The following is a 23432-nucleotide window of genomic DNA, read 5'->3' on the forward strand; positions in this document are numbered from 1 at the left end:
ACAACCACCTGAGTCAAAAGCCTTTTACGCTTTGTAAAAAATTAAAGAAATCAACTTCGGCAGATTGAACAACAGTATCCTCTCCTGTTAATTTAAAGAACCAAGATTTTCCACGGGAAATCCTCACGGCCGTCAGCAAACGTTTCTTAAATTTTCCATCGATCAAAGGATCGTCGCTCACAAAATTAAACACGGAAAATGATGTTCCCACCAATTGATTTTTTTTTGAATGGGCGGCCATTTCACTCTCCGTCAAACCCGACAACCCAATCTGCCCTCGCCATCGGTTCACGTTAGAGAGAAGCCCTCCCGCGTCGCCTTCAAGAACCGTAACAGAAAGTTCCCCCATCAGACCCCCCGGCCCCGGAACAAAAAAGGTCGCGTATCGGAACCCGGAACCGGGTTTCTCGATCCACCCCGCCGGGACCACCCACGTCACCTCCCCGGTCGGAGCAGAAGGTGGGGTCAGACCCTGGGCGACCGCGTTTTCCATCGTCATCTCCCCAATAGCACCAAGGGGGGGATGTCCCGGAGGAAGGCCTCCTGAAAGAGGCGGATGCCCCTCAGGTAACGAATGGGAATCCAGCGGAGGAGGATTGTCCAGCAGAAGGGGAGCACCGGATCCAGACTCTCCTGACGAGCCAACCGCAACGTCCGCCTCTTTAGGAACAGAATAGGATTGCATCTCCTGCTGTCGGCAAGCCGTGATTAAAGACAGAAACATGACAAAACCAATCAACTTTCTCACAACCGAATTGTAGGAAATTTTGGGAGGTGCTGGGCGAGGAAAAATTTCAGGGGGTTGTAACCGGAGAAAAGCCCGGCGTTTTTTCAAGAAGTTCATCAAAACGAATGGACTTCTCCACCACAGTGCGGACCCCGAGACGAAGGGCTTCCGGGATGGCGGTTTTCTGTTTATTGGAAAACAGGACCACCGGGATTCGGCTGGTTTGGGGTCGTGATTGCAGTTGGAGAAGGACCTCCCTCCCCTCCATCTCAAGTCCATCCATATTGAGCGTGATCAAATCCGGTTTCCACTGACAGGCTTCAAATGCCGCTCGACTCAAATCAGTGGCCACACGCCCCTCATACCCGGCGACTTCCCAGAGCGCGTTCATCCTGCGAGCAGTCACCGTATCCTTTTCAATAACCAAAACTTTTTTCATGGCTTCCCCCTCTCCACTAGGAACACAGAACCCTGAGGAAAGTTTACATAGAGGAAGCGAAAGACTCCCTTAAGAAATTGTAAACATTTTGTAAATTTTATTTATTGTTCGGGTTGGAGGCGCTACTACGGGGAGGGCGACGTCGGGCCACCGCTTCGGCGGCGCGGAGTCGCGCGAGGGCTCTTTCCAAGGCCGCAATGGCCCCGGAATCCAGTTTTTCTTCATGACTGTGTTTCAAAACGGCTTTTGCTTTTTCCGCCGATTGGCGGGCGCGTTCCGCATCGATTTCCTCGGCCATTTCGGCTGTTTCAGCAAAAAGGGAAACCCCCGCCGCTGTCACTTCCACGAACCCTCCGGACACCGCCAGAAGGCGGGGCTCTTCGCCCTTTTGACGAATCACCACCGTTCCGGGGTGGAGCTGCGCCAATAAAGGAGCATGCCCGGGAAGAATCCCCAGCTGCCCCTCATGGGCGGGAACAACCAAGGCGTCCACGTCGCCCTCCCATGTGGGGCGTTCCGGGGTAACGATGGAAAGAGAAATTCGTTTACTCATAAGACTAGCGTTTTTGGGTTCCCTTTTTGAGGTCAGGAGCGGGAGGCTTTGATTCTCTCTTCATCCGCTCAAATTCCGCTTTTGCTCTATTTTGAAGTTCCTCAGGATTCATCATGGGACCCGTCGGAGGCGGCAGGGGCATTCCCGCTGGCCTTCCCATGGACGAAGGGGAACCGTTCTGGAGGGACGGCATCCGTCCCCGAACCGCTCCCACCACCCCGGCCACAATCAGCAGGAGCGTGAATACCAAGAAGAGCACACCCCAGACGGTCCACGCTTTGGTGGGCCGAATGGCGTGGATTTCGATGGACGCCGTGACCAGTAAGTAAACGTAGAACACCGTCACCACAAGGCCCAAATAGGGAACCTGCCGGAGAAGAACCCCCACAACAGAAAGAGGCGCCAAGAGAGCCCAAAACCGGAACGACGTCTGAAATCCATGGACGGACCCCATCAAGTGCCAAACAACAAAAATGACGGCCGCGAAGAGAAACCCCACCAAGATCAACAAGGGCGGCGTCAATAAAAAGGTTAGAACGTTTCCCATCACACCCCAAGGAGTCGGAAGAGGTCGAATGAATGTGATAAGAAGGGCCAACCCAGCGGCCACGTATTGCCAGAGAAGAGCGTAAACGATCGGTTTTCCGTACCCTCCCTCTTTCGTCATGGACCGAAGGAGTTCTTTAGGAGACCGAAAAAGGTCAACAGCGCCCTGCCAAAAACGCGCGGGGGTCAGCGAAAAAGAATCAAGTAACGGTTGTTCGTTATCCATGAAAATCTCCTTTATTGCAACGTTTTAGCTTTTTCAACAACTTCGTCGATGCCCCCCACCATGTAGAACGCCTGTTCAGGCAAATGATCCCATTGACCATCCACCATTTCACGGAAACTCCGGATGGTCTCTTTCAGCGTCACATACCGCCCGGGAATGCCTGTAAACTGTTCGGCCACGTGGAAGGGTTGGGAAAGAAACCGCTGAATTTTCCGCGCTCGCGCGACAAGAATCTTATCGTCTTCCGAGAGTTCGTCAATTCCCAAAATAGCAATGATGTCCTGAAGATCGCGGTAGCGTTGGAGAATCCGCTGAACCGCACGGGCGGTGGCGTAATGTTCTTCCCCAACAATTTTGGGATCTAAGATGCGGCTCGTGGAATCCAAAGGATCCACCGCGGGATAAATTCCCAGTTCCGAGATCTGCCGAGAAAGAACGGTGGTCGCGTCCAAATGGGCAAAAGCGTTGGCCGGGGCGGGATCGGTCAAGTCGTCGGCCGGGACATAGATCGCCTGCACGCTGGTGACCGACCCTTTCTTGGTGGACGTAATTCTTTCTTGAAGTTCACCCATTTCGGTTGACAACGTGGGCTGATACCCCACGGCCGATGGCATCCGGCCCAGAAGAGCAGAGACTTCAGACCCCGCCTGGGTAAACCGGAAAATGTTATCGATAAAAAGTAAAACATCTTGTCCTTCTCGATCACGAAAATATTCCGCCTGCGTGAGTGCCGTCAAGGCCACACGAAGACGGGACCCCGGGGGCTCGTTCATTTGGCCATAAACCAGGACGGTCTTGGAAAGGACTGTGTTTCCGTCGGAAAGTTTGGATTGTTGCATTTCCAACCACAAATCGTTTCCTTCTCGTGTTCGTTCCCCCACGCCTCCGAACACGGAAACGCCTCCGTGTTGCTTGGCCACGTTATTGATCAGTTCCATGATGACCACGGTTTTTCCCACACCCGCACCACCAAACAAACCAACTTTGCCCCCTTTCATGTAGGGTTCCAGAAGGTCAATCACCTTAATCCCCGTTTCGAAAATGTGCGGGGTGGTCTCTTGATCTGTGAACGCCGGAGTCGGGCGATGGATGGGAAAAGTTTCTTTCGCCGAGATCTCCCCTCGATAATCTTTCGGTTCACCCAACACGTTCATGAGACGCCCCAGACAAGCCTTACCCACCGGGACAGAGATCGGCGCCCCAGTGTCTTCCGCCACGGCACCCCGGCGTAACCCATCCGTAGGTCCCAACGTAATGAGTCGCACCGTGTTGTCACCCAAATGCAAAGCGACTTCCGCGGTCAGTTCTCGGGTTTCCCCTTTGGCTCCGTCGACTTCGACCTTAATTTTGACCGCGTTGTAGATCGCCGGCAGGCCCCCGGCCGGGAATTCAGCGTCCACCACGGGCCCAATGACTTGCACCACTTTTCCGACGTTCATCGCGCGCTCCTCTTCACTCAAAGTTGTAGCGGGCCGAAAGTCCCCACACCCGCTCGTTACCGAAATGATATTCCGTGGACACGTTCCAGGCGTCGTTTGGCGCCCATCCCGCCCCCACGAATCCTCCCACTTCTTTTGAAAGGGAATAATCTTTTTTGGTTCCATTCGTTTCACGGTTGACGTCTGCTTTCAACATGGAAACGCCTCCCGTTGCGTTGAAATCCAAGGGCAAAGCGTAGGTGGCCCCCGCCGCTAACCCCAGTTCCAACCAATTGAATTTATCTTGGTTTGACTTCCGGCCATCGTAATAATCCACCGTCGCCAGAAGACCCAAACGCACCGGGCCCAACGGTTCTAGGGGAGCCCAATGCAACCCGCCCCCCACACCCCAGACGTCGGGGTTTAAGGAAGAACCTGCAAAATTGATCCGTGACGTCATGGGGACCCCGCGCAACAGAAATTCAAACCCCTGGCCCAACCCGCGGGCGTATTGTGCGGTAAAACGATGAGCGCTCAACTTTTGTTCGCTGTTGACGTTGTCTTCTTTCAAATCGCGAGAACCCGTGTCGTAGATAAACTCCAACGCGTGCCCATCCCGCGGGGACGCTTTTCCCACCGCCCCATACCACACCGCGTGAGCGGGCACCACGGCCAAAAGAATGAGTAAACCTAAATATTTCATTGCACGCTCCTTGAAGTCTCAGTGAAAAGAAACTGTTTCTTTTCGATCGTCAAAACAGACACGAAATTTATCAAAGACACCCTTGCGGCCCAACAAGTTGAAGGCGCCGCCCAGGGCACCGCAAAACCCCACTTCCACCGTGACGACCCGCCGGCCCAACCGCATTTTCAGGTTCTTCACGTACACCGGGATCCGTCGATCCCCCGCCACCACAATGTAAAATTTTCGGCACCCCCGAAGACTAATCCCTAACCGTCGCGCTTCATACGAATGCAAAATACTGAGACTGGCCCCAGAATCCACGTATACCCACAAATTGTGCCAACGGTCCCGTCCCCGAAACTCCACCGGGATGACCGGGGCTTTGGTTTCACGAAAAACGGAATAGTCGAACCGGATCAAATTCCTGGCCGATTTTCGCCGCGTCGGGAATTCGCACAACCGCAACAGCTCCTTTTCGCTCCCAAGCGCGCGCTTGCCGTTCCACCACCTCCAGTCGCGTCCCCACCGCCACAACACGCTCACCAGAAACCGCCACGCACCGCCCCCCGTAGCGATCCACTAAATTCCCGAAATTTTTGGCGATCCACCGGTTGTTATCGGTCATTGCATCGCGGCTTCCGCGCCACCCACCAGCTCGGAGATTTCCTTCGTGATCGCGGCCTGACGAATCTTGTTGGCCGTTAAAGTCAGTCCAGCGATTAATTCCTGGGCGTTCTTGGACGCGTTTTCCATGGCGGTCATCCGGGCGCCCATTTCAGAAGAGTAAGATTCCAGGAGAGATCGAAACACCTGGGCTTTTAAGTAGCGAGGAAAAAGAGCCTCGAGGAGCTGGGCTCGCGCCGGTTCGTAAATAAACGGCGCGGTCCGCTGGGATTCCACCGGTCGGACCGGGGGCGTCAAGGGGAGGAGAGTGGTCGCCACGACGTTTTGTTGAATCGCCGACTTAAACTCTGTATACACCAAGGTCACGTCTTTCGCCCGTTCCTTAATAAAAAAATTCATGGCATCCTGACCGATCAATTCCGCTTGACTGTAGGTGAGCTGGTTAAAAATCCCCACGTATTCATGACGAATTTTTGCGCCCACCCGTCGAAAATAATCCCGGGCTTTCCGACCCACGGTCATCAACTCCACTGATTCTTCCTTATTTTCCCTCAAGAATTCCAGACTTTTCTTGATTAAGCTGGTGTTGAACCCTCCGCACAAACCACGGTCCGCCGTGATCAGGAGAAGGCCCCTCGGACCCTGGGGATTTCCGTAGAGCAACGGATGCTGCAATTCGTTAGCATTCAGGATCCCATCCCCATTGGAATCGGCCACTTGCCACAAAACGTCCGCCAATAAATCTGTCATTTTATTAGCAAAAGGCCGCGCTCCCAAGATGCGTCCTTGGGCCCGCCGAAGTCGGGCCGCCGCCACCATCTTCATGGCCTTGGTGATCTGTTGCGTCGACTTGACGCTTTTCACTTTACGACGGAGTTCGCGCAGAGAGGGCACAGTCGACTAAACGCGGAAACGCCCTTTGAATTCGGTGACCGCCTGCATCAGTTCGGATTTCAGGACGTCATCTAACACTTTTTTCTCTTGGAGGCTCTTCAGCACAGCGGCACGCTCTTTATCTAAAAACTGAAAAAGTTCTGCCTCGAACTTTCGGAGGACCTCTAAAGGAAGGTCATCCAAAAACCCATTGGTGGCGGCGAAGATCAGAGCCACTTGCCGATCCACAGAAAGGGGCTCGTACTGCCCTTGTTTAAGGATCTCCACCAATCGCTGGCCTCGGGCCAATTGGGCCTGGGACGCCTTATCCAAGTCCGAACCGAATTGAGCAAAAGCCGCTAATTCATTGTACTGAGCCAAATCCAAGCGGAGCTTTCCAGCCACCTGTTTCATGGCCTTGACTTGGGCGCTCCCTCCCACGCGGCTCACGGAGAGCCCCACGTTAACAGCCGGGCGTACCCCCGAATAGAACAAGTTCGCCTCTAAATAAATCTGGCCGTCCGTAATAGAAATCACGTTGGTGGGGATATAAGCCGAAACGTCCCCCGCCTGGGTTTCAATCACCGGAAGCGCCGTGATGGACCCTCCCCCGTTTTTGTCGGATAACTTACACGCCCGCTCCAACAGGCGGGAATGAAGATAGAACACGTCGCCTGGAAAAGCTTCACGGCCCGGAGGTCGGCGGAGGAGAAGAGACAATTGCCGATAAGCGGCCGCGTGTTTGGAAAGATCGTCGTACACCAACAGGACAGGCCTGCCAGCCCACATGAATTCTTCTCCCATCGCACACCCCGAATAGGGGGCCACATACTGAAGGGGAGCGGGTTCCGAGGCGGTGGCGGCCACCACAACGGTATACTCCATGGCCCCGTGATCGGTCAGTTTTTGCACCACTTGTGCCACGGTGGATTGCTTTTGCCCGATGGCCACGTAAATGCAAATGGGCCGATGAGGATCGTTTTTCTGGTTAATGATGGCGTCAATGGCAATGGCTGTTTTTCCGGTCTGCCGGTCTCCAATGATGAGTTCCCGTTGACCTCGCCCGATGGGAATCATGGCGTCAATGGCTTTGATCCCTGTCTGCAGGGGTTCGCGCACCGGTTGGCGTTCCACAACGCCAGGGGCCACCACCTCGATGGGACGGGCCTTGGCGGACGGGATGGGGCCCTTCCCATCAATAGGATGACCGAGGGCGTTCACAACGCGCCCGATCAGTCCGTCTCCCACGGGCACTTCCATGATACGACCCGTCCGACGAACTTCGTCCCCTTCCTTAATCAGGGTGGACTCCCCCAAAAGGACCACCCCGACGCTTTCCCGTTCCAAATTCAAAACAATTCCCACCACCCCGTGGGGAAAAGCCAACATTTCGCCCGCCACCGCATTCCCCAACCCGTGAACACGGGCAATCCCATCGCCCACTTGCAGGACAGACCCCACTTCCTTCGTCTCCGTCGAAAGGGAAACCCCTTCCAGCCGTTCTTTTAAAATACGTGTGATTTCTTCCGGTTGAATCGACATAGGGTGACGTTCCTTTTTTGGTTCGTTACGCGGGCCCGACAGCCCCGCGGTTGCTAGTGCGTCGTCCCGGCGAGCCACACCTCGCGCAGGTGTTCCATCTGTTCTTTTAAACTGTTGTCCCAGACCCGGTCCCCCACCTGAAGAACCATCCCCCCGAGTAAGCTCTCACTGACTCGGGATTGAAGGGAGACCGGTCCACCCCAACTTTTTTCCAGCGACCGTTGGACTTGGGCGGTTTCTTCTTTCGTCAGACCCGTTGCGGTGGTCACCTGGACCGCCAGGATGCCCCCCTCTTCGTTCGCCAGGCGTTCGTAAACGGGAAGAATCTCCCGCCAAGCGTCCCAGCGTTTTTTTTCCAGGAGGATCCCGATAAACCGCTCAAGGACAGGAGAAAAGCGCCCAAAAACACTTTGGATCACACTTCGCTTGGCTTCCGGCGAAACACGGGGATCCCGGAGCGCGACGTTCAGCATCGGGGAAGAGACCAAGACCTCATCCAACCGCGCGAGATCCCCGCGCACGGGTTCCACAAGGCCCTGGACTTTGGCCACGGCGAAAAGAGCCCGCGCGTAACGCGCGGCCACGGGCCGATCCTGAAGTTTTAACATGGCCGAAGCGGCAACGGAATCATTTTTTTTCGGCGGTCCATTTTTCGAAGTCGCCCAGAGCCTCTTGCACCAGCCGGTCCTGGAACGGCTTATCCAACCCACGCCGGAGCATTTTTTCCGTCGCACGAAGGGAAAGATGGGCCATCTCCGCCCGAAGGTCACGCGCCAGGCGACGTTCATCGTCCGCCAGTTTTTTTCGGGTCTCTTCCAGCAGCTTTTCACTCTCCTGGTGAGCCGTGCGCACCAGATCGTCCTTGAGGCTTCGGGCCTGGGCTTCCGCTTGGCTCATCAGCTCCCGGGCCTTCGCTTCCACCCCCGCCAATCGAGACTCATACTCCTGACGAAGCTCCTCCGCCGCTTTTTTAGAGGTCTCCGCGGATTGAATGTTTTGCCGGATACTGTCCTCCCGGTTGTCCAAGGCGGCCAAGATGGGCTTCCAGGCAAACCGCGCCAGGACGTACGCCAGGGCCGCGAAGGTGATCACGGTCCAAATCATCAGACCGATTTCAGGATGAAGAAGCTTATCCACGTGAATTTCCTCTAAACGCTAGTGACCCACGGGGACTTTGAGCGCAAGGAGCAAACACACCACCAGGGCAAAAAACGCGAGCCCTTCGATGAGAGCGGCCGGAATGATCATCGAGGTCCGCAATGTTCCAGCGGCTTCCGGTTGACGGGCGGTTCCTTCCAAAGCCGCGCTGGCCAACCGCGCGATACCCGAAGCCGCCGCAAACAAACACAGTCCCGCGCCAAACCCCGCCCCAATGTATCCCAGCCCTAAAAAGAGCTGACTGCTTTGTACCAACTGTTGAGCTTCCATGATGTGTTTCCTCCTTCCGAGTTTCGCGCCGCGCCCTTCGGTCAACAACCCTTCACTTGAACCACCTCGAAGGACAACGACGCGTTAGTGAGAATGAACAGCTGAACCAACAAAAATCGCGGACAACAACGTAAAAATATAGGCCTGCAGAAACGCCACGAAAATTTCCAAGAGGTTGATCCCCAACGCCGCAGAAACGGACATGGGCGCTACCCAAAGTTTTCCGAAAAGGAAAATGAGCGCCAAAAAGGCCAGGATGACGATGTGCCCCGCGATCATGTTCGCAAACAACCGAATACAGAGCGCAAAACTTTTCGTTAAGAGTCCGAGCAATTCAATGGGATACATGAGCGGCAAAAGCCAAACCGGCATTCCATGGGGGACCAAGCTCTTCACGTACCCCACCACCCCGTGTGCCCGCATTCCCGCCACATTGATCATAAAAAGAGTGCAAAGCGCCAGAGAAGCCGTCACAGCGATGTTCCCCGTGGGAGTCGCGCTCCCCGGAACCATTCCCAAAAGGTTCATAAACAGGACAAAAAAGAAAACCGATAAAAAATAAGGGAGATACTGTCGACCTTCTTCCCCTATATTGGGAAGAACAATGTCATCGCGCACAAAAACCGTCATGCTTTCGACAAAATACACAAACCGATTTCGCATCCCCCGCCGCGCCATCTGCCCCGCGGAGACAAGGACGAGCACGGCTAATCCGGCGGAAATCCACATCAGGAGAAGGTGTTTGGTTAAGAGAAAAGACAAGGTCTCTCCCGCCGAAACGCGGAGGAGGACATGATCCAGTAGATGGTGTTCGAGCGTGTGAACGAAGTTCAAATCGTCAACCTGTTTTGTCTCCCAATGAAAAACAATTCAATAAACGACAACCCCACCATCCCGATCACCGCGGCCAGAAGAAAGGGCACCACCAGTGAGGGCTCATGCCACCAAACAACGGCCCCTCCCACCCCGAGGCCCGCCATCCGACCCAACAGACCCCCCACGAACGCCCCAAAAAACTTGGGGTTGGAAAGCCGGAGCGTGAGCGATAATGACCAGTAACTGGGAACCACCAAGAGAACCGCCACACCGACCCCCCAGACCATCGGTCGGCCCAAAGGGAAAAGGGCCACGATCCCTCCACCGACCAACGCCACCGCGATCAAGGTCCCCGTGGCCCACCACCGGAGAGCCTGCAGAGTGGTTGCCATGGTCCCCCTCTAACGGTTATTGAAAAAAGGTGCAAGAAAGCTGAACAGCCCACCCGCCAATCCCAAAGCCCCCCCAGCCAACAGCAACCAAGGCCCCGTCTCCCAGCGCGCGTCCATTCGATACCCCACGTAAAGCCCCAACAACACCGACACAGCCAACTGGGTGCCCCCGAAAGCGGTCTTTAAATTTTTGGAGCGAATCTTCAACGCGCCTCCCGAAATTCTAACCCACCACGATCCGGTGAGATCTCCACCAGGGGTCCAAAGTCTGAAGTCTACCAAAGACATACAAGAAGTGTCAAAATAAATCAAGGGGTTGCTCTAGCCCGAAATCTTCAGGTGGATCGCGGGATCCGACGAAAAATCCGGACCTTTTTCCTTCACAAAAAAGTTTGTCCGTAGTCCCCGCGACCGCGCTAGCGGAAGTGCCGCGTGGGAGCGGCCTACGACCTGCACTTTTTTGTTCGTAAAAAAGCCCGTCTTTTCCGTCTCGCATCAGCGGCTCTGCCGCCTCAGGTGCCAGGCTCTCTGAGCCTGGCCGGTCCTCGCGCCCAACTGAAGATTCCGGGCTAGCGGCACGCCGTTTGTTTTGATACATAAGAGGGCGAAACGCCATGACCAGAAAAAAGAAACCCACGGACAAACGACTCGGAGAGCGCCGGAACACAGAACGGCGACTGCGCCGGCGTCGTTTAAAAAAAGACCCCCCCCAAAAAAACCGGCGTCAGCCAAACACGCGACGGGCGACGGATCGACGGGGCAGTTTGCGCCGGGACGAAGACACGTATTTGTCAAAAATTCAAACGTTTAAAACCGACAAAAAGACACCACAACCCTTGCCCCCACTGGAAGAGGAAATCGCTGTCAGTTTCGAAACCGTCGACGGTTTCGAAACGTCTCCCACCGAAGACGCACCTGATCCCACAAATCCGGACCCAGAATCAGAAAATAATTAACCAAGCCCGCGAGGATTGTGAGACGGACCAACCCACTTCCCAACAAAAACCCCAGCCCGAGCATCGCCCAAGTAAAATAGCCCAGCCACTTGACTTTAACGGGAACGATAAAAAAGAGGAGAACTTCCACGTGAGGAAACAATGTCGCGAACGCCAAGAAAAAACTGGCTTGCAGGTATCCGTTCGTTAAAGGTCCCGCCAAAGGCAGAAGCCCTACTAACGCGGTGGCCACCACACCCACCAGGAAATAAACCGTGAACCGTCCTGATCCCCACGCGTGCTCCAAGGCGGTCACCATGGTGTGAAGAAACAAAAACCAGACAAACATCAAAACGACACTCATCACGGTGGGAGATCCCAAGGAAGAGGCAGAGGTAAACGGAGGGACAAAAACAAAGGTGACCAGACGCCACCATTGTCCCTCCCACAGAGCATCGTGAGAAAGATTGAGGAGACCGATCAGCCCCGGGTGAAGAAGGTTGAACAAAAAGACGAGAACGTTTGAAAAAACAATAATGAGGGGCAACCCTTCGATGCCACCGAAGGCGCCCCATCGAATACGGCTCATGAAAATCTGAATCCTTTTGGAAACGACAAGCCCTCCCCACCGCCCAAAACCGAGGGCAACGGGGGGACCGCGTCGCTCATAAAGTTTAGGCGGAGGGGGCGGGTTTCGCCTCAGGCTTTACGTTTGCGGCGGCGGGTCCCTTCGGCCCTTGAGCCACTTCGAACTCCACACCCTGCCCATCCACAAGTACCTTATCTTTCCCTTTCGCCTCAACGGCGGAATGGTGGACAAACACTTCAGGGCTTCCATCTTCCGGTACCAAGAACCCATAGCCCTTCACCCGGTTGTACCATTTCACTTTGCCTTTCATACACACCTCCCGTTGATCAAGAGTCACGCCTATGATAACTGATTTTCAGCCGCTTGAACCGTATTTGAAAGAAGAAAAGCCACCGTCAGGGGGCCCACCCCCCCCGGGACGGGGGTCAGCGCCCCAGCCACTTCCCGAACCCCCGCAAAGTCCACGTCGCCAAACAAACCGTCCGCTGTTCGGTTCATTCCGACATCCACAACAACAGCCCCGGGTTTGATCCACTCTTTTTTCACAAACTTCGGGGACCCGATGGCCGCCACAAGGATATCCGCCTGACGACAAACCTCCTCCAACTTGTCGGTGCGGGAATGGGCGAGGGTCACCGTGGCGTCCGCGGCCAAGAGCATCATGGCCAGGGGTTTCCCCACCAAACTGGAACGCCCCACCACCACGGCCCGCCGCCAAGCGATGGGGACATCGTTTTGGCGCAACAATTCCATCACCCCCGCCGGAGTACACGGCAAGGGAACCCCCGAAGCTAAAACGTCTTTCCAGGATTTGAGTTGCATCCATCGCCCCTGGTTGGCGGGGTGAAGACCGTCCGCGTCTTTGGCGGGATCCAATGCCAAAAGGACAGCTTCCGGATTCAAACCTTTCGGGAGAGGAAGCTGAACGATGATCCCATGGACCCGGGGGTCCCGATTCAACCGATGGATTTCGTTCAGCAGTCCCTGCTGCGAAATCGTGGCGGGCAACGGAACGTGAATGGAAACCATTCCCGCCGCTTCGCACTTTTTAATCTTCTGTCCAACGTAAACCTGTGACGCGGGGTCTTCCCCGACCAACACCGTGGCCAACCCCGGGGTCAGCCCTCGTCCCACCAAAACCTTCACACGCTCCCCAACCCCCGCCAACACCTGGGCCGCAGCCGCTTTTCCATCCAACAGTTTCATGGACATTGTTTTCCTCCTGAAAGAACCGCAACGTCCGCCATGACCACACCCAATTTCAAGGCCAACGCTTCCAGATTTTCAACGTCTTCCCGATTGTAGCGGAGCAGTGTTTCCAAAGCGTCAGGTTCCCCTCGGCGTGAGGCGTGCCAGAGCCGGATGGCCGCTAACCCATCGATTCCTTCACTGTCCCGATGAATGCCCAGCTGCCTCTCCACTTTTTTCAATCCGCCCTTGAGATCGTGGGCCCAACAATCCAACATCAGGTCACGGTGGGAAAACATGGAGTCCAAGTCCACACGAAGCTGATCCTTAAGAACCGGCAAATCGAAGCGAGCCCCATTGTAACTCATCAAACACTCCACCCCACTGAGAAAATTTAATAATTCCATTCGAGAAAAGTTCGGCCTCACCCACTGACGACATCCACGGTCCGGACGAAAGACACCCACCACGGTCAAGCGCCGCCCCTCATCGGTTTCAATATCAATGTAAGCCCGAATCAATGGGTCACCCACAGTTTGACTTTTTCGGGAAGAACGGAAAATTCCATTTCGCGGGCCGACGCCGTCGAGGGGGGCTCACCGTCCACCTGGGGCCAGACCGGCACGTCGGTGATGAATCTCAAGCGATCCGTTGTGATCTTCGTTATTTTACTGTCAAAGAGGGACCGGCCCCACCGTCCCCGAAGAAGCCGCAACGCCAATCGCGCTTTGTTGCGAGCCGGCACCAAGTAGAACCGGAGCTTTCCGTCTTCGGGAGACACCCCCGACTCAAAATAGAGACCCCCCGAAAAATAGGGGCCTGACGCCGCCAAGGAAAAATAATAGCGTCCTTCCAAGCGGCCAGCGGTCCATTGGGCGGTAACCCCGATCGGGCCCATGGCAAGCAAAACCCGCCACGGAGGATCCTTTTTCTCATACGACGATCGCGGACGGCCAAACCCGGCGTTGTTGATGAATACATCCTCCCCATCGAAGGTCGGAGAACCGGGGACTGATTTCCAGGCGACACGGGCCAAGGTGAGTGAAGCGAGGCGGCCCTGGGGTGAGGGCGCTTCCCATCGGCCCCAACTTTCTTTGGACAAACCGTAATAGCGCGCTAAATCGTTGCAGGTTCCCGCTGGAACTAACGCCAATTCCATTTGATCCAACGCGCCCCGCCGCCAGAGCCCTTGAACGACCCGGTGAAGCGTTCCGTCCCCTCCCCAAACCACCAAGCGAGTGATCTTGACTTTCAAAGCCCAATCCAGAAGGGTTTCCGTGTGGTGGGGATGTTGACGGGAAATCAAGGCCCACTGAGCCAGGTCCCGGCCAAAGGTCGTCAAAGCGGTCACCCAGGGCGCTTGGCGGAACGATGGGTTCATCAAATGAAATACGTTTGGCATTGAACCTCTATTTAAGCATGTTCGGAAACGATTTGTGGTATAATGTTCCCGTTTACTCGACCTCCCCTCCTCTCTATTTCACGATTGCCGAGAAAATCGATCGGGCCGATGAGTGGCTCGGGACGGGAAATTTACTTGCTGTTAAGGATCCCATGGACCTCTCCACCCCATCACCACTCAAGAACACGTCGCTTCGACGTCGGAACGATGTTCGTAATATCGCCATTATCGCTCACGTTGACCACGGGAAGACGACCTTGGTTGACGCCATGTTTCGCCAAACCGGGGAATTCAAGGTCAAAGCAGACCAGGCCCAGGAATGTTTGATGGACTCCAACCCCCAGGAACGGGAACGGGGCATCACCATTTTAGCGAAATGCACTTCGGTCCAAGTGGGGGAGACGCGCATCAACATTGTAGACACCCCGGGCCACGCGGATTTCGGCAGCGAAGTGGAACGCATCTTGACCATGGTGGACGGTGTTATCCTTTTAATCGACGCGCTCGATGGTCCCATGCCCCAAACCCGTTTCGTGCTCAGAAAATCGCTCGAACTGGGACTGAAACCCATTGTGGTCATCAACAAAGTGGACAGACCCTTCGCGGATCCCCCGAAAGCCCTCAACAACACTTTCGACCTCTTTGTGGATTTGGAAGCCTCCGATGAACAACTGGATTTTCCCATCCTCTACGCCTCCGGAAAAGACGGCTGGGCCAGCGATGACTTACATACGCCCTCCAAAGACCTTCAGCCTCTTTTCGCCGCGATCGTCCGCCATGTTCCCGGCCCCGCGGCCGATCCGGACAGCCCCCTCCAAATGCTCACCACGATGGTGGATTACAACAGCTATGTGGGGCGAATCGCCATCGGCATGATCCACGCGGGCCGGATTGAAAAGAACCAAGCCGTAACGCTCATGAAACAGGACGGTCGCACCCTTTCGGCCCGTGTCATGAAACTCTATGGTTTCTTCGGACTGGAACGACGGGAAATCTTTTCCGCCCAAGCGGGAGACATCGTGGCGGTCGCCGGAATGGAGGAGGCCCGCGTGGGAGACACAGTGGCCGCGGCCGAGAACCCCCAAGCCTTGCCACCGCTTGAAATTGATGAGCCCACCCTTTCCATCGAATTCATGGTCAACGACAGCCCTTTTTCCGGTCGCGAGGGAAAGTTCATGACATCGCGTCATCTGCGCGAACGGTTGGAACAGGAGCTTAAAACCAACGTGGGGCTGAACGTAGAAGAAATGGCTCTCAATACCTTCAAGGTTTCGGGCCGAGGAGAGTTGCATTTATCGGTTTTGATCGAAACCATGAGACGGGAAGGTTTTGAACTCGCCGTTTCTCGTCCCCAGGTGATTTTAAAAACAGAGAATGGAAAGGTTCTCGAACCGGCCGAGTATTTGTTGGTGGATGTGGAACAAACGTACCAGGGCGTGGTGATCGAAAACCTCGGGAAACGGGGTCTGGCCATGAAAAACATGCACGTGGATGGCCATCACCGCGTTCGCTTGGAAGGGGTGATCACGGCCAGAGCGTTGATCGGGTTTAAGGCAGAGCTTCTGGCGCAAACAAAGGGAACCGGACTTATGCACCACAGTTTCCACGGTTATGTTCCCCGTTCCAGTGGCGCGACGCGCCGGGCGGCGGGAGTGCTTGTCGCCAAAGAATCGGGTCTGGCCACGTCCTATGCCCTGCAAAGTCTCCAGGAACGCTCCGTTCTTTTCGTTGCCCCCCAAATGGACATCTACGCCGGGATGATCGTCGGTCAAAATTCGCGTGAAAACGATATGGTGGTCAACCCCTGCAAAAAGAAAGCGCTCACCAACATGCGTGCCGCCGGCTCCGATGATATTGTTCAACTCACACCCCCCCGGATCTTTACTTTGGAACAGGCCATCGCTTACATTGAAGATGATGAGTTGGCTGAAATTACCCCCAAACTTATTCGGCTTCGCAAAAAAGAGTTGGACCACAGCCTGCGCCGAAAATTCGAGAAACGAGAAGAAGATTTATCGGATGAATAAATCTCGCTGGAGGATGTAGCCATGATCATTCGACCCCAATCCAAAGGATTTATTTGCCTGACCGCCCATCCGGACGGTTGTGCTAAAAACGTGGCGGACCAAATCGCCCTCGCTCGATCGACCGGAAAAAAGCAAGGGCCCCGGAACGTCCTTATTATTGGAGCGTCGGCAGGTTACGGACTTTCCAGCCGCGTGATGGCGGCCTTTGGTTACGGAGCTAAAACATTGGGCGTTTTTTATGAAAAACCCGCCGATGAAAAACGAACCGCTTCCCCCGGATGGTACCACACGGCAGCGTTCGAACGGGAAGCCCACGCGGCCGGATTGCAAGCGGCCAGCGTGAACGGAGACGCCTTTTCCAACGACATTAAAAAGAAGACCCTCTCCCTTCTGAAACAATCGTTCGGGCCCGTGGACCTGGTGGTGTATAGCCTGGCGTCCCCCCGACGTGTTCATCCCGAGACCGGGGAAATCTTCTCGTCTGTCCTTAAACCTATTCTTAGACCCTATTCTTCAAAAACAATCCATTTCCAAACGGGGGTAATTTCAGACGTGGCGATCGCCCCCGCCACCCAAGCGGAAATCAGTCAAACGGTTGCTGTTATGGGTGGAGAAGACTGGAACCTATGGATGGAAGCGTTGGAGGGAGAAGGATTGCTGGCCCCGAACGCGACCACGGTGGCCTATTCCTACGCGGGCCCGGAACTCACCGAACCTATTTATCGACGCGGGACCATTGGCCGTGCGAAAGATCACCTTGAAACCATGGCCCTTCATTTAAATCAACGTCTGGGCCGAACCGGAGGACGCGCGGTCGTTTCCGTTAACAAAGCGTTGGTGACCCAAGCCAGCTCGGCGATCCCGGTGATGCCTCTCTATATTTCGATCCTTTATAAAACGATGAAATCCCGGGGCCTACACGAAGGTTGCATGGAGCAAATGGCCCGTCTTTTTAACGATCACTTGTATGCCGACACCCCCCCCCCTCGGGACGAAGCCAACCGGATTCGAATCGACGATTGGGAAATGCGGGCCGACGTTCAAAATTCAGTGGCCCGCGCCTGGGATCTGGTCAACGCCCGAAACGTGGAACGCTGGACGGATCTGGCGGGGTACAAAGAGGATTTCTTTAAACTTTTTGGCTTTGGAAGGGAGGGAATCGATGAGTTGATTGACGTAAATCCTATTGTTCCCATTCCTTCCTTAGAACCTTAGAAAAGGATTTGCCCACTAAAACGCGCTCATCCCCTCTTTGAAGCGCCAACGGCCGTGCGCGGAACGTGCCCCGAAACAATGGGAAGTGCCCCCAGGGCCGGCCTCACCTTCTCCTTCGGGCGTCACTCCCACCAGGCTTTTTTTGACGAGGAGGACGACGTCTTCCCTCTGGGCTGTTTCGGTTCTGTGGGAGGAAAATTCTTTAACGATTCGCCGGACCGAACCTTCGTTTCTTGAGACGATTTTCGCGGTTTCGTTCGCGACGAAGTTTTTTGTGTTACTTTAGAGGAAGTCCCCCTCCGAATTTGAATGCGAGACGTGGGATTGCTTTTTTTGGGGACCGTATTTTCCTTCTCCGTAAAATCCTCCTGGAGGGCTTCGTCCGCTCGAGTCACATCCACCCCCATCAGGCTATAGCGGTTGCGAAGTTTCGTGAGTTGGTATTTCTTTTTAACCCCCGATCCTCCCGTCAAAAGAATCGCTTTCACTTTTTCATTAAACTCCGCTTGCTGGGCGACCAACCGCGCCTGAAGGGCGCGCTGAAGGGCCAACGCCTCTTGGAGAGGGTTGAGATCCACCCGCGTGCCTTTGTATGTGTCGTTAAGATTTTGAAGAAAAACAAGATCAGGTTCAAAAAAGACTTCTGGATATCCGTAAGGAAAGTGTGTGTTTAATTCCTGATCCAGAACCGCTTGGTCCGCGGCCCGAACAGAGCGCCACCGGGTGGACCACTGCCCCGCAGCGGTACTCAAGAGAAAGACCCCCGCACATCCCAGAGCCAGGACGGTCCCTCGAGAAAAATAGTTCCGGGTCCTGACAAGGATCGCCGCCAAAACACCGGCTCCAAGGAAACCCAGGGTAAGTTGTAAACCACAAGCCCACAAAAAGGGGCCCGTCTTATGCAACCCTTTCTCAATTTGCCAAAACCATAGGGCTTGAACCACGGTGGCGATCAACGCTCCCGATCCCCCAGCCAGGACGACGTCTTGAATCACTTTTCCATTCCAAGCCCGAAAAATGTCGCGTGCCACGGCGTGATCAGGGCTATAGGAAAGCGCTTCTCGGGCCTGGGAAAGTGCTTTTTTCCAGTCGCCCTGTGCCCGGGCTTCTTCCGCTAAAGTCGCCGCTGAAACACCAAACGACGTCAGTGGGTCCTTTTCAGCAATGAGTTGGGTGGTCCCCGGTAACATCCAATAGGCAAACTCCTGCCCAGAACAGTAGCCACTGATTCGAACCACGGAACCTTCAACCATTTCCAATCGGCGTTTGACCACCCGCGTGTTCGGGGAAAGGTAAGACTTCTCCCTCTCCACCAACTCGTTGAGTGCGTTTCGGAGAGGCGTGGGGACATCCGCTTCTTTCACTTGTTTCTCTAAACTCTCTTTCATATCAAGAGATAACGACCCCACATCCACCGCCTTTTGGAGCGCCAGGTCCAACACGTCCCGAGGCCCCCTTTCCACCAAGGAGGCGCTTCGCGCCTGCACCGGCTTAAACGCGGACTGAAACGCTTGACCGGAAATTACTTTTTTTTGCCCACCGCATGAGGCGCAAACCGTTTTGCCTTGTCCCAAACATTTGACGCAGGGCTTTTTTCCCCCTCCCCCACACGCAGGACACGTTAATTTCCCTCCCGAGCAATGGGTACAGGGAAACTTCCCTTTTCCCGCGCAAGCGTCACACCCCGCGGAACGTCCCCCGACTTCACCGGAAGAGAGACGTCCTTCCCCGGCACACCGAAGACAAGGAACCTTTTCGGATCCTTTGCAATAGACGCACGGTTGTCGACCCACCCCCATACAGGTCGGACAGGACTCAACCCCCTTCCCCAGACAGGGCTTACAGCCGGTTTCTCCCTGTTGAAAACAATCCCGGCAATCCTCCACAGACAAGGTCCCAGGAAGAAAATATGAATCCGCGTGAAGAGTAAAATCCATCCGCTCTTCGGAAGGAAACGACCAAAGGTCCGGAAGGCCCACTCCGGGGCCCGCTGGAGACCCGCTGGCGGGAGGAATACGACGCGCCTCTTCCTCGTTAAACGGTTTCACAAAGGGACGAGGAACCGCCTCACGCGTTTCCAGAAGAAGTTGAAGCGTAAAAGCATAGGCAGGAACCCGTTCCCCTCGGGTCACATGAAAATTCTTTTCAACCTGATCGCGCGTCGCTGTGTTTTGGGAGCGAAGATGCGCCAGAAGGGCGTCTTTAAGAGGATCAAGCTCCTCGGGTGTCAGTTCCTGGACCTTGAGAATCGGAATCAATAACGGCAAAGAGAGACCTCGATTGAGAACGGATTGATTTTTAAACCGCCCATTAGTTTAAGGTCAATTTCGTTCTTGGTCAAGGGGCAGAAGAATCCCCCTTCGCTTCGAGGTTTGCCGCCCCATTTGGAAAAGAGGGGTGATCAAGGGCGCGACCGGACCCCCCGATCCCTTCGAAAAAGTTCATAGAGGAGTGCCGCCGTCGCACAGGACGCGTTAAGGGAAGGAGCGCGTCCTGCCCCGGGAACAGCGATGAGGTGATCACAGCGTTCTCGCACCAAACGATGGAGTCCCTCGCCTTCAGCTCCGATGACGAGCGCCACCGGAAGCGTCAGATCGCCACGATCACAAGGTTCCCCTTCGGAGTCCGCTCCGTAAACCCAATACCCTTTTTCTTTGAGCTCAATCAAGGTTTGGGCCGTGTTCGCCACTTGAACCACTGGAACCATTCCTAAGGTTCCCGCCGCGGCCTTGGCCACCACACCGGTGATCCCCGCCGCGCGCCAGCGAGGAAGGATCACGCCCCCTGTTCCAAAAAAAGCCGCGTTGCGCAAAATTGCTCCTAAATTGTGGGGATCGGTAATTCCGTCCAAAACCAACAAGGGGGACGGTTGACCGAGGGCCCAAAGATCGTCCAGGGTTTGGTACGCGTGCGCGGTCACTCGGGCGACAGCTCCCTGATGAACCACCCCAGGAGCGATCCCCGCTATCCGTTGACGGTCCACCCATTGAAAAACAACGCGTTGTTCCTTCGCCAATTGAACCAACTCATTGACCGCGTCCCCTCCCGGCCCCCGCAAAAGCCAAAGTTTGTTCACACGCCCTTCCCGCAGAGCCGCGGTCACAGGATGCTTTCCATAAACCAAGTCTTCTTCAATCATGATTTTCTCCACCAGCGGGGCCCCTGAGGCGTGTCTTCAACAATAACCCCGCGCGCGGCAAGAGCCTCCCGCAACCGGTCAGACTCCGGCCAATTTTTCGCCTGCCGAGCCTGTTGTCGTTGCTCAACCAAAAACACAATATCGTCTTCGTTCTCTGGGGAAAGAACGGGAGGTTGAGAATCAACCGGTTCCAAAATACCCAGAACCTCGCGGAGTGTTTTCCGCGCCAAATTCACGCCACGGACCAGACCGTCCCCCCAGACCGGTTTCCCTCGAGCGACACGCACCTTCAACTCTCCCAAAAGGTCAAAGATCAGCGCCACCACTCGTGGAGAATTGAAGTTTTGAGCCAACGCCTTGTCGACTTCCGCATCAAATCCATCCAAAAGAACGCGCAAGGCCTTTTCCTCTTTCGAGCGAACGGCCAGGGGGTTCTTAAGGACAGCGTCCATCCGTTGAAGACCTTCTTCTATTTCATTTAATTGCGTTTGGGCCTGGGCCAGCTGATCATCAGTAAATTCCAGGGGCCCTTTGTAATGATGACTTAAGAGAAGGAAACGCACGGTGCGGGGATCGTGGGCTTTAAAGATATCCCCTAACGTAAAAAAGTTTCCCAGGGATTTAGACATTTTCTCTTGGTGAACTGTTACGAATCCGTTGTGGATCCAATACCGTGCAAAGGGTTTCCCCGTGGCTCCCTCCGACTGGGCAATCTCATTTTCGTGGTGTGGGAAAACGAGGTCTTGCCCCCCCCCGTGAAGATCAAAGGTGTCTCCCCCAAGCCCCGCCAAACTCATGACGGAACATTCGATGTGCCACCCCGGACGCCCCGGTCCCCAGGGAGACGGCCAGGACGGTTCCCCGGGTTTCGCCGCTTTCCAAAGGGCGAAATCAAGAGGGTCCTGTTTGCGCCCGTCCACCTCAACCCGGGCCCCCACCCGAAGATCATCGGGATCCCGTTTGGAAAGTTTTCCGTAGTTAGGAAATTTCCGAACAGAATAAAACACGTCTCCCCCCACGGCATACGCCAACGCTTTGCTCATCAACCGCTCAATAAAAGCAATAACCTCGGGGATATGCTCTGTTACTTTGGGATAAGCATCCGCACGAAGGACATTTAATCGGTCCATTTTGTCGAAATAGTCGGCGATGTAACGCTCGGCCAAAACCGAAGGCGCCTCCCCTTTCTCCAGAGCGCGCCGGATGATCTTGTCATCGATGTCGGTGAAATTTTGCACGCACGTGACCGAGTATCCCAACCGTTTAAGGGCTCGACGGATAAAATCAAAAGTTACGTAGCATCGGGCGTGACCCAAATGGCATTCGTCGTAAGGGGTCACACCGCAAACATACATTTTCACCCGTTCGGGTTCGAGGGGGACAAAGAGGTCCTCTTTCCCCGTGAGCGTGTTGTGAAAATGAATTTCCTGGGCGGTCATTTTTTTTGTTTTGATTTGGGAAGAAGGCCGCACACCGCGAGAGCCGCCAATCCTTCCCGTCGGCCCACAAACCCCATACCTTCGTTTGTTTTGGCTTTGACATTCACACAGTCAACAGAAATCCGAAGCGTACGGGCCATTTTTGCGCGCATTCTGTTTTTGTAAGGACCGATCCGTGGGGCTTCGGCCAAAAGAGTGACATCCACGTTGGAAACAGAAAATCGGCGGCGGAGTCGTCGGTGGACATCTTCCAGGAGTCTTAAACTGTCTGCGCCCTTCCACCGCGCGTCGGAATCGGGATAAAAAGTCCCAATGTCTCCCATCCCAGCGGCCCCCAGCAAAGCGTCAATCACCGCGTGCAACACCACGTCAGCATCGGAATGGCCGGCCAGCCCTTTTTCAAAGGGGACCCGGACGCCTCCCAACACCAGCGGGCGTCCTTTGACGAAACGGTGACTGTCGTAACCCAGACCAAGGGTTGTCATATCGCTTTCTTCTCCAAGGGGACAGTGGAACGCTTTCCACCGTCACGACGAATCTTTTTCTTTTGCGCAAAAAACGAACGACAGAGCTCAAAATCTTCGGGGACTGTGACTTTGAAATTGCGGGCGGCGCCAAAAACGATTTCAACGGGAAGACCCAATCGTTCGACCGCTTGAACATCGTCCGTTAAGGAGGAAGAGAGCCGCGGGGCAATACGCCGAGCGAGGTCCGCCCGAAACCCCTGGGGGGTCTGGGCCAACCAGAGACCCGTCCGGGGCAAAGTCCGGGCCACATGGACCCGGCTTTGTTTCACCACACCCACTTTCACGGTATCGGTCACAGGACGGGCCGCCAATGCCGCTCCCGATCGACGAACCGCCGCGGCCACCCGGTCAATGATGTCCCGAGAAACCAAGGCCCGTGCCGCGTCGTGAACCAAAACGACATCAACCAACGGAGAAACACCGGCCAATCCCGCGCGAACAGAATCAGCCCGTTCACGTCCTCCGGGAACGACGGCCCGGACTTTTTTGAACCGTCCTCGATGCACGAACCGCCGCGCCCAGGCCAACCGATCTTTCGCCACCACCAAAATCACTTCCGTCACTTCAGGTGTATTATCAAAAACCAGCAACGGCCAATGAATGAGCGGCCGTCCCCCAAGCGGGAGGAATTGCTTCTCCCGTCCATAACGCCGCCCAGCCCCCGCGGCGACCAAAATGACAGCCGACGACCCCGCTTTCAAA

General features: G+C 55.1%; 28 protein-coding genes. 2 read left to right on the forward strand and 26 right to left on the reverse strand.

All coding sequences use genetic code 11. The features are described from left to right. Positions 1-13 precede the first annotated feature (13 nt). From JNK54_00810 to JNK54_00910, 21 genes are all read right to left on the reverse strand, one after another. Complete coding sequence (locus JNK54_00810; protein MBL8022809.1) at positions 14-748, reverse strand: hypothetical protein; 735 nt, start codon at positions 746-748, stop codon at positions 14-16. Between the two features lie 46 nt (positions 749-794). Beyond that, complete coding sequence (locus JNK54_00815) at positions 795-1166, reverse strand: response regulator (GenBank protein ID MBL8022810.1); 372 nt, start codon at positions 1164-1166, stop codon at positions 795-797. A 97-nt stretch (positions 1167-1263) separates the two neighbouring features. Next, complete coding sequence (gene atpC / locus JNK54_00820; GenBank protein MBL8022811.1) at positions 1264-1719, reverse strand: ATP synthase F1 subunit epsilon; 456 nt, start codon at positions 1717-1719, stop codon at positions 1264-1266. Positions 1720-1723: 4 nt separating this feature from the next. Then, a complete protein-coding gene (locus JNK54_00825) occupies positions 1724-2491 on the reverse strand; it encodes a hypothetical protein (GenBank protein MBL8022812.1) in 768 nt (255 codons plus the stop codon). 11 nt (positions 2492-2502) lie between these two features. After that, a complete protein-coding gene (atpD, locus tag JNK54_00830; GenBank protein MBL8022813.1) occupies positions 2503-3930 on the reverse strand; it encodes a F0F1 ATP synthase subunit beta in 1428 nt (475 codons plus the stop codon). Between the two features lie 13 nt (positions 3931-3943). Further along, entirely contained in the window at positions 3944-4612 is a 669-nt protein-coding gene (locus tag JNK54_00835; GenBank protein MBL8022814.1) for a hypothetical protein, read from the reverse strand. An 18-nt stretch (positions 4613-4630) separates the two neighbouring features. Further along, positions 4631-5014, reverse strand: coding sequence for a hypothetical protein (locus JNK54_00840; protein MBL8022815.1), 384 nt, complete (start codon positions 5012-5014; stop codon positions 4631-4633). Beyond that, entirely contained in the window at positions 4983-5219 is a 237-nt protein-coding gene (locus JNK54_00845) for a hypothetical protein (protein ID MBL8022816.1), read from the reverse strand. The genes JNK54_00840 and JNK54_00845 overlap by 32 nt, the downstream gene beginning before the upstream one ends. Beyond that, positions 5216-6112: an ATP synthase F1 subunit gamma gene (gene atpG, locus JNK54_00850; protein ID MBL8022817.1), complete on the reverse strand. Its 897-nt coding sequence runs from the start codon at positions 6110-6112 to the stop codon at positions 5216-5218. Before atpG ends, JNK54_00845 begins: the two co-directional genes overlap by 4 nt. 6 nt (positions 6113-6118) lie before the next feature. Continuing rightward, positions 6119-7633 carry a F0F1 ATP synthase subunit alpha gene (locus JNK54_00855; protein MBL8022818.1) on the reverse strand — a complete coding sequence of 505 codons (1515 nt, stop codon included), beginning with the start codon at positions 7631-7633 and terminating at the stop codon, positions 6119-6121. A 53-nt stretch (positions 7634-7686) separates the two neighbouring features. Beyond that, the gene (atpH, locus tag JNK54_00860; protein ID MBL8022819.1) at positions 7687-8241 is read right to left on the reverse strand and encodes an ATP synthase F1 subunit delta; all 555 of its coding nucleotides are present in this window, start codon (positions 8239-8241) and stop codon (positions 7687-7689) included. Between the two features lie 19 nt (positions 8242-8260). Beyond that, complete coding sequence (gene atpF, locus JNK54_00865; protein MBL8022820.1) at positions 8261-8770, reverse strand: F0F1 ATP synthase subunit B; 510 nt, start codon at positions 8768-8770, stop codon at positions 8261-8263. A gap of 18 nt (positions 8771-8788) precedes the next feature. Continuing rightward, a complete protein-coding gene (gene atpE / locus JNK54_00870) occupies positions 8789-9061 on the reverse strand; it encodes an ATP synthase F0 subunit C (protein ID MBL8022821.1) in 273 nt (90 codons plus the stop codon). A gap of 84 nt (positions 9062-9145) precedes the next feature. Further along, positions 9146-9823: a F0F1 ATP synthase subunit A gene (gene atpB / locus JNK54_00875; GenBank protein MBL8022822.1), complete on the reverse strand. Its 678-nt coding sequence runs from the start codon at positions 9821-9823 to the stop codon at positions 9146-9148. A gap of 68 nt (positions 9824-9891) precedes the next feature. Beyond that, positions 9892-10269, reverse strand: coding sequence for a hypothetical protein (locus JNK54_00880; GenBank protein MBL8022823.1), 378 nt, complete (start codon positions 10267-10269; stop codon positions 9892-9894). Positions 10270-10278: 9 nt separating this feature from the next. Beyond that, a complete protein-coding gene (locus tag JNK54_00885; GenBank protein ID MBL8022824.1) occupies positions 10279-10476 on the reverse strand; it encodes an AtpZ/AtpI family protein in 198 nt (65 codons plus the stop codon). A gap of 657 nt (positions 10477-11133) precedes the next feature. Further along, a complete protein-coding gene (locus JNK54_00890) occupies positions 11134-11793 on the reverse strand; it encodes a hypothetical protein (protein ID MBL8022825.1) in 660 nt (219 codons plus the stop codon). A gap of 85 nt (positions 11794-11878) precedes the next feature. Then, positions 11879-12103 carry a cold-shock protein gene (locus tag JNK54_00895; GenBank protein MBL8022826.1) on the reverse strand — a complete coding sequence of 75 codons (225 nt, stop codon included), beginning with the start codon at positions 12101-12103 and terminating at the stop codon, positions 11879-11881. Positions 12104-12132: 29 nt separating this feature from the next. Next, complete coding sequence (locus tag JNK54_00900) at positions 12133-13005, reverse strand: bifunctional 5,10-methylenetetrahydrofolate dehydrogenase/5,10-methenyltetrahydrofolate cyclohydrolase (GenBank protein MBL8022827.1); 873 nt, start codon at positions 13003-13005, stop codon at positions 12133-12135. Then, positions 12996-13514, reverse strand: a complete 519-nt coding sequence (locus tag JNK54_00905) for a ribonuclease H-like domain-containing protein (GenBank protein MBL8022828.1) — start codon at positions 13512-13514, stop codon at positions 12996-12998. Before JNK54_00905 ends, JNK54_00900 begins: the two co-directional genes overlap by 10 nt. Continuing rightward, on the reverse strand, positions 13499-14383 hold the full coding sequence (locus JNK54_00910) for a hypothetical protein (GenBank protein MBL8022829.1): 885 nt from the start codon (positions 14381-14383) through the stop codon (positions 13499-13501). Before JNK54_00910 ends, JNK54_00905 begins: the two co-directional genes overlap by 16 nt. Before the next feature lie 152 nt (positions 14384-14535). On the opposite strand from JNK54_00910, the gene typA reads away from it, so the two are divergent. Together typA and JNK54_00920 are read left to right on the forward strand one after the other, a co-directional pair. Further along, positions 14536-16410, forward strand: coding sequence for a translational GTPase TypA (gene typA / locus JNK54_00915; protein MBL8022830.1), 1875 nt, complete (start codon positions 14536-14538; stop codon positions 16408-16410). A gap of 21 nt (positions 16411-16431) precedes the next feature. Then, on the forward strand, positions 16432-17625 hold the full coding sequence (locus tag JNK54_00920) for a trans-2-enoyl-CoA reductase family protein (GenBank protein ID MBL8022831.1): 1194 nt from the start codon (positions 16432-16434) through the stop codon (positions 17623-17625). 122 nt (positions 17626-17747) lie between these two features. Here JNK54_00920 and JNK54_00925 read toward each other — a convergent pair whose 3' ends face one another. From JNK54_00925 to ispD, 5 genes are all read right to left on the reverse strand, one after another. After that, positions 17748-19892: a hypothetical protein gene (locus JNK54_00925; protein MBL8022832.1), complete on the reverse strand. Its 2145-nt coding sequence runs from the start codon at positions 19890-19892 to the stop codon at positions 17748-17750. Between the two features lie 134 nt (positions 19893-20026). Further along, positions 20027-20764 carry a 23S rRNA (guanosine(2251)-2'-O)-methyltransferase RlmB gene (gene rlmB / locus JNK54_00930; protein MBL8022833.1) on the reverse strand — a complete coding sequence of 246 codons (738 nt, stop codon included), beginning with the start codon at positions 20762-20764 and terminating at the stop codon, positions 20027-20029. Continuing rightward, entirely contained in the window at positions 20761-22203 is a 1443-nt protein-coding gene (locus JNK54_00935; protein ID MBL8022834.1) for a cysteine--tRNA ligase, read from the reverse strand. Before JNK54_00935 ends, rlmB begins: the two co-directional genes overlap by 4 nt. Next, positions 22200-22688 carry a 2-C-methyl-D-erythritol 2,4-cyclodiphosphate synthase gene (locus JNK54_00940; GenBank protein MBL8022835.1) on the reverse strand — a complete coding sequence of 163 codons (489 nt, stop codon included), beginning with the start codon at positions 22686-22688 and terminating at the stop codon, positions 22200-22202. Before JNK54_00940 ends, JNK54_00935 begins: the two co-directional genes overlap by 4 nt. Further along, positions 22685-23431 carry a 2-C-methyl-D-erythritol 4-phosphate cytidylyltransferase gene (gene ispD, locus JNK54_00945; protein MBL8022836.1) on the reverse strand — a complete coding sequence of 249 codons (747 nt, stop codon included), beginning with the start codon at positions 23429-23431 and terminating at the stop codon, positions 22685-22687. The genes JNK54_00940 and ispD overlap by 4 nt, the downstream gene beginning before the upstream one ends. Between the last annotated feature and the right edge of the window lies 1 nt (position 23432).

This window comes from Elusimicrobiota bacterium (assembly GCA_016788905.1).
In the GTDB taxonomy this organism is placed as follows: domain Bacteria; phylum Elusimicrobiota; class Elusimicrobia; order FEN-1173; family FEN-1173; genus JADKHR01.

Coding starts and splice junctions, on each gene's coding strand:
- JNK54_00815 (MBL8022810.1), bottom strand. CDS start 1,166: ATGAAAAAAGTTTTGGTTATTGAAAAGGATACGGTGACTGCTCGCAGG.
- atpC (MBL8022811.1), bottom strand. CDS start 1,719: ATGAGTAAACGAATTTCTCTTTCCATCGTTACCCCGGAACGCCCCACA.
- JNK54_00825 (MBL8022812.1), bottom strand. CDS start 2,491: ATGGATAACGAACAACCGTTACTTGATTCTTTTTCGCTGACCCCCGCG.
- atpD (MBL8022813.1), bottom strand. CDS start 3,930: ATGAACGTCGGAAAAGTGGTGCAAGTCATTGGGCCCGTGGTGGACGCT.
- JNK54_00835 (MBL8022814.1), bottom strand. CDS start 4,612: ATGAAATATTTAGGTTTACTCATTCTTTTGGCCGTGGTGCCCGCTCAC.
- JNK54_00845 (MBL8022816.1), bottom strand. CDS start 5,219: ATGACCGATAACAACCGGTGGATCGCCAAAAATTTCGGGAATTTAGTG.
- JNK54_00855 (MBL8022818.1), bottom strand. CDS start 7,633: ATGTCGATTCAACCGGAAGAAATCACACGTATTTTAAAAGAACGGCTG.
- atpH (MBL8022819.1), bottom strand. CDS start 8,241: ATGTTAAAACTTCAGGATCGGCCCGTGGCCGCGCGTTACGCGCGGGCT.
- atpE (MBL8022821.1), bottom strand. CDS start 9,061: ATGGAAGCTCAACAGTTGGTACAAAGCAGTCAGCTCTTTTTAGGGCTG.
- JNK54_00880 (MBL8022823.1), bottom strand. CDS start 10,269: ATGGCAACCACTCTGCAGGCTCTCCGGTGGTGGGCCACGGGGACCTTG.
- JNK54_00890 (MBL8022825.1), bottom strand. CDS start 11,793: ATGAGCCGTATTCGATGGGGCGCCTTCGGTGGCATCGAAGGGTTGCCC.
- JNK54_00895 (MBL8022826.1), bottom strand. CDS start 12,103: ATGAAAGGCAAAGTGAAATGGTACAACCGGGTGAAGGGCTATGGGTTC.
- JNK54_00900 (MBL8022827.1), bottom strand. CDS start 13,005: ATGTCCATGAAACTGTTGGATGGAAAAGCGGCTGCGGCCCAGGTGTTG.
- JNK54_00910 (MBL8022829.1), bottom strand. CDS start 14,383: ATGCCAAACGTATTTCATTTGATGAACCCATCGTTCCGCCAAGCGCCC.
- typA (MBL8022830.1), top strand. CDS start 14,536: ATGGACCTCTCCACCCCATCACCACTCAAGAACACGTCGCTTCGACGT.
- JNK54_00920 (MBL8022831.1), top strand. CDS start 16,432: ATGATCATTCGACCCCAATCCAAAGGATTTATTTGCCTGACCGCCCAT.
- rlmB (MBL8022833.1), bottom strand. CDS start 20,764: ATGATTGAAGAAGACTTGGTTTATGGAAAGCATCCTGTGACCGCGGCT.
- JNK54_00935 (MBL8022834.1), bottom strand. CDS start 22,203: ATGACCGCCCAGGAAATTCATTTTCACAACACGCTCACGGGGAAAGAG.
- JNK54_00940 (MBL8022835.1), bottom strand. CDS start 22,688: ATGACAACCCTTGGTCTGGGTTACGACAGTCACCGTTTCGTCAAAGGA.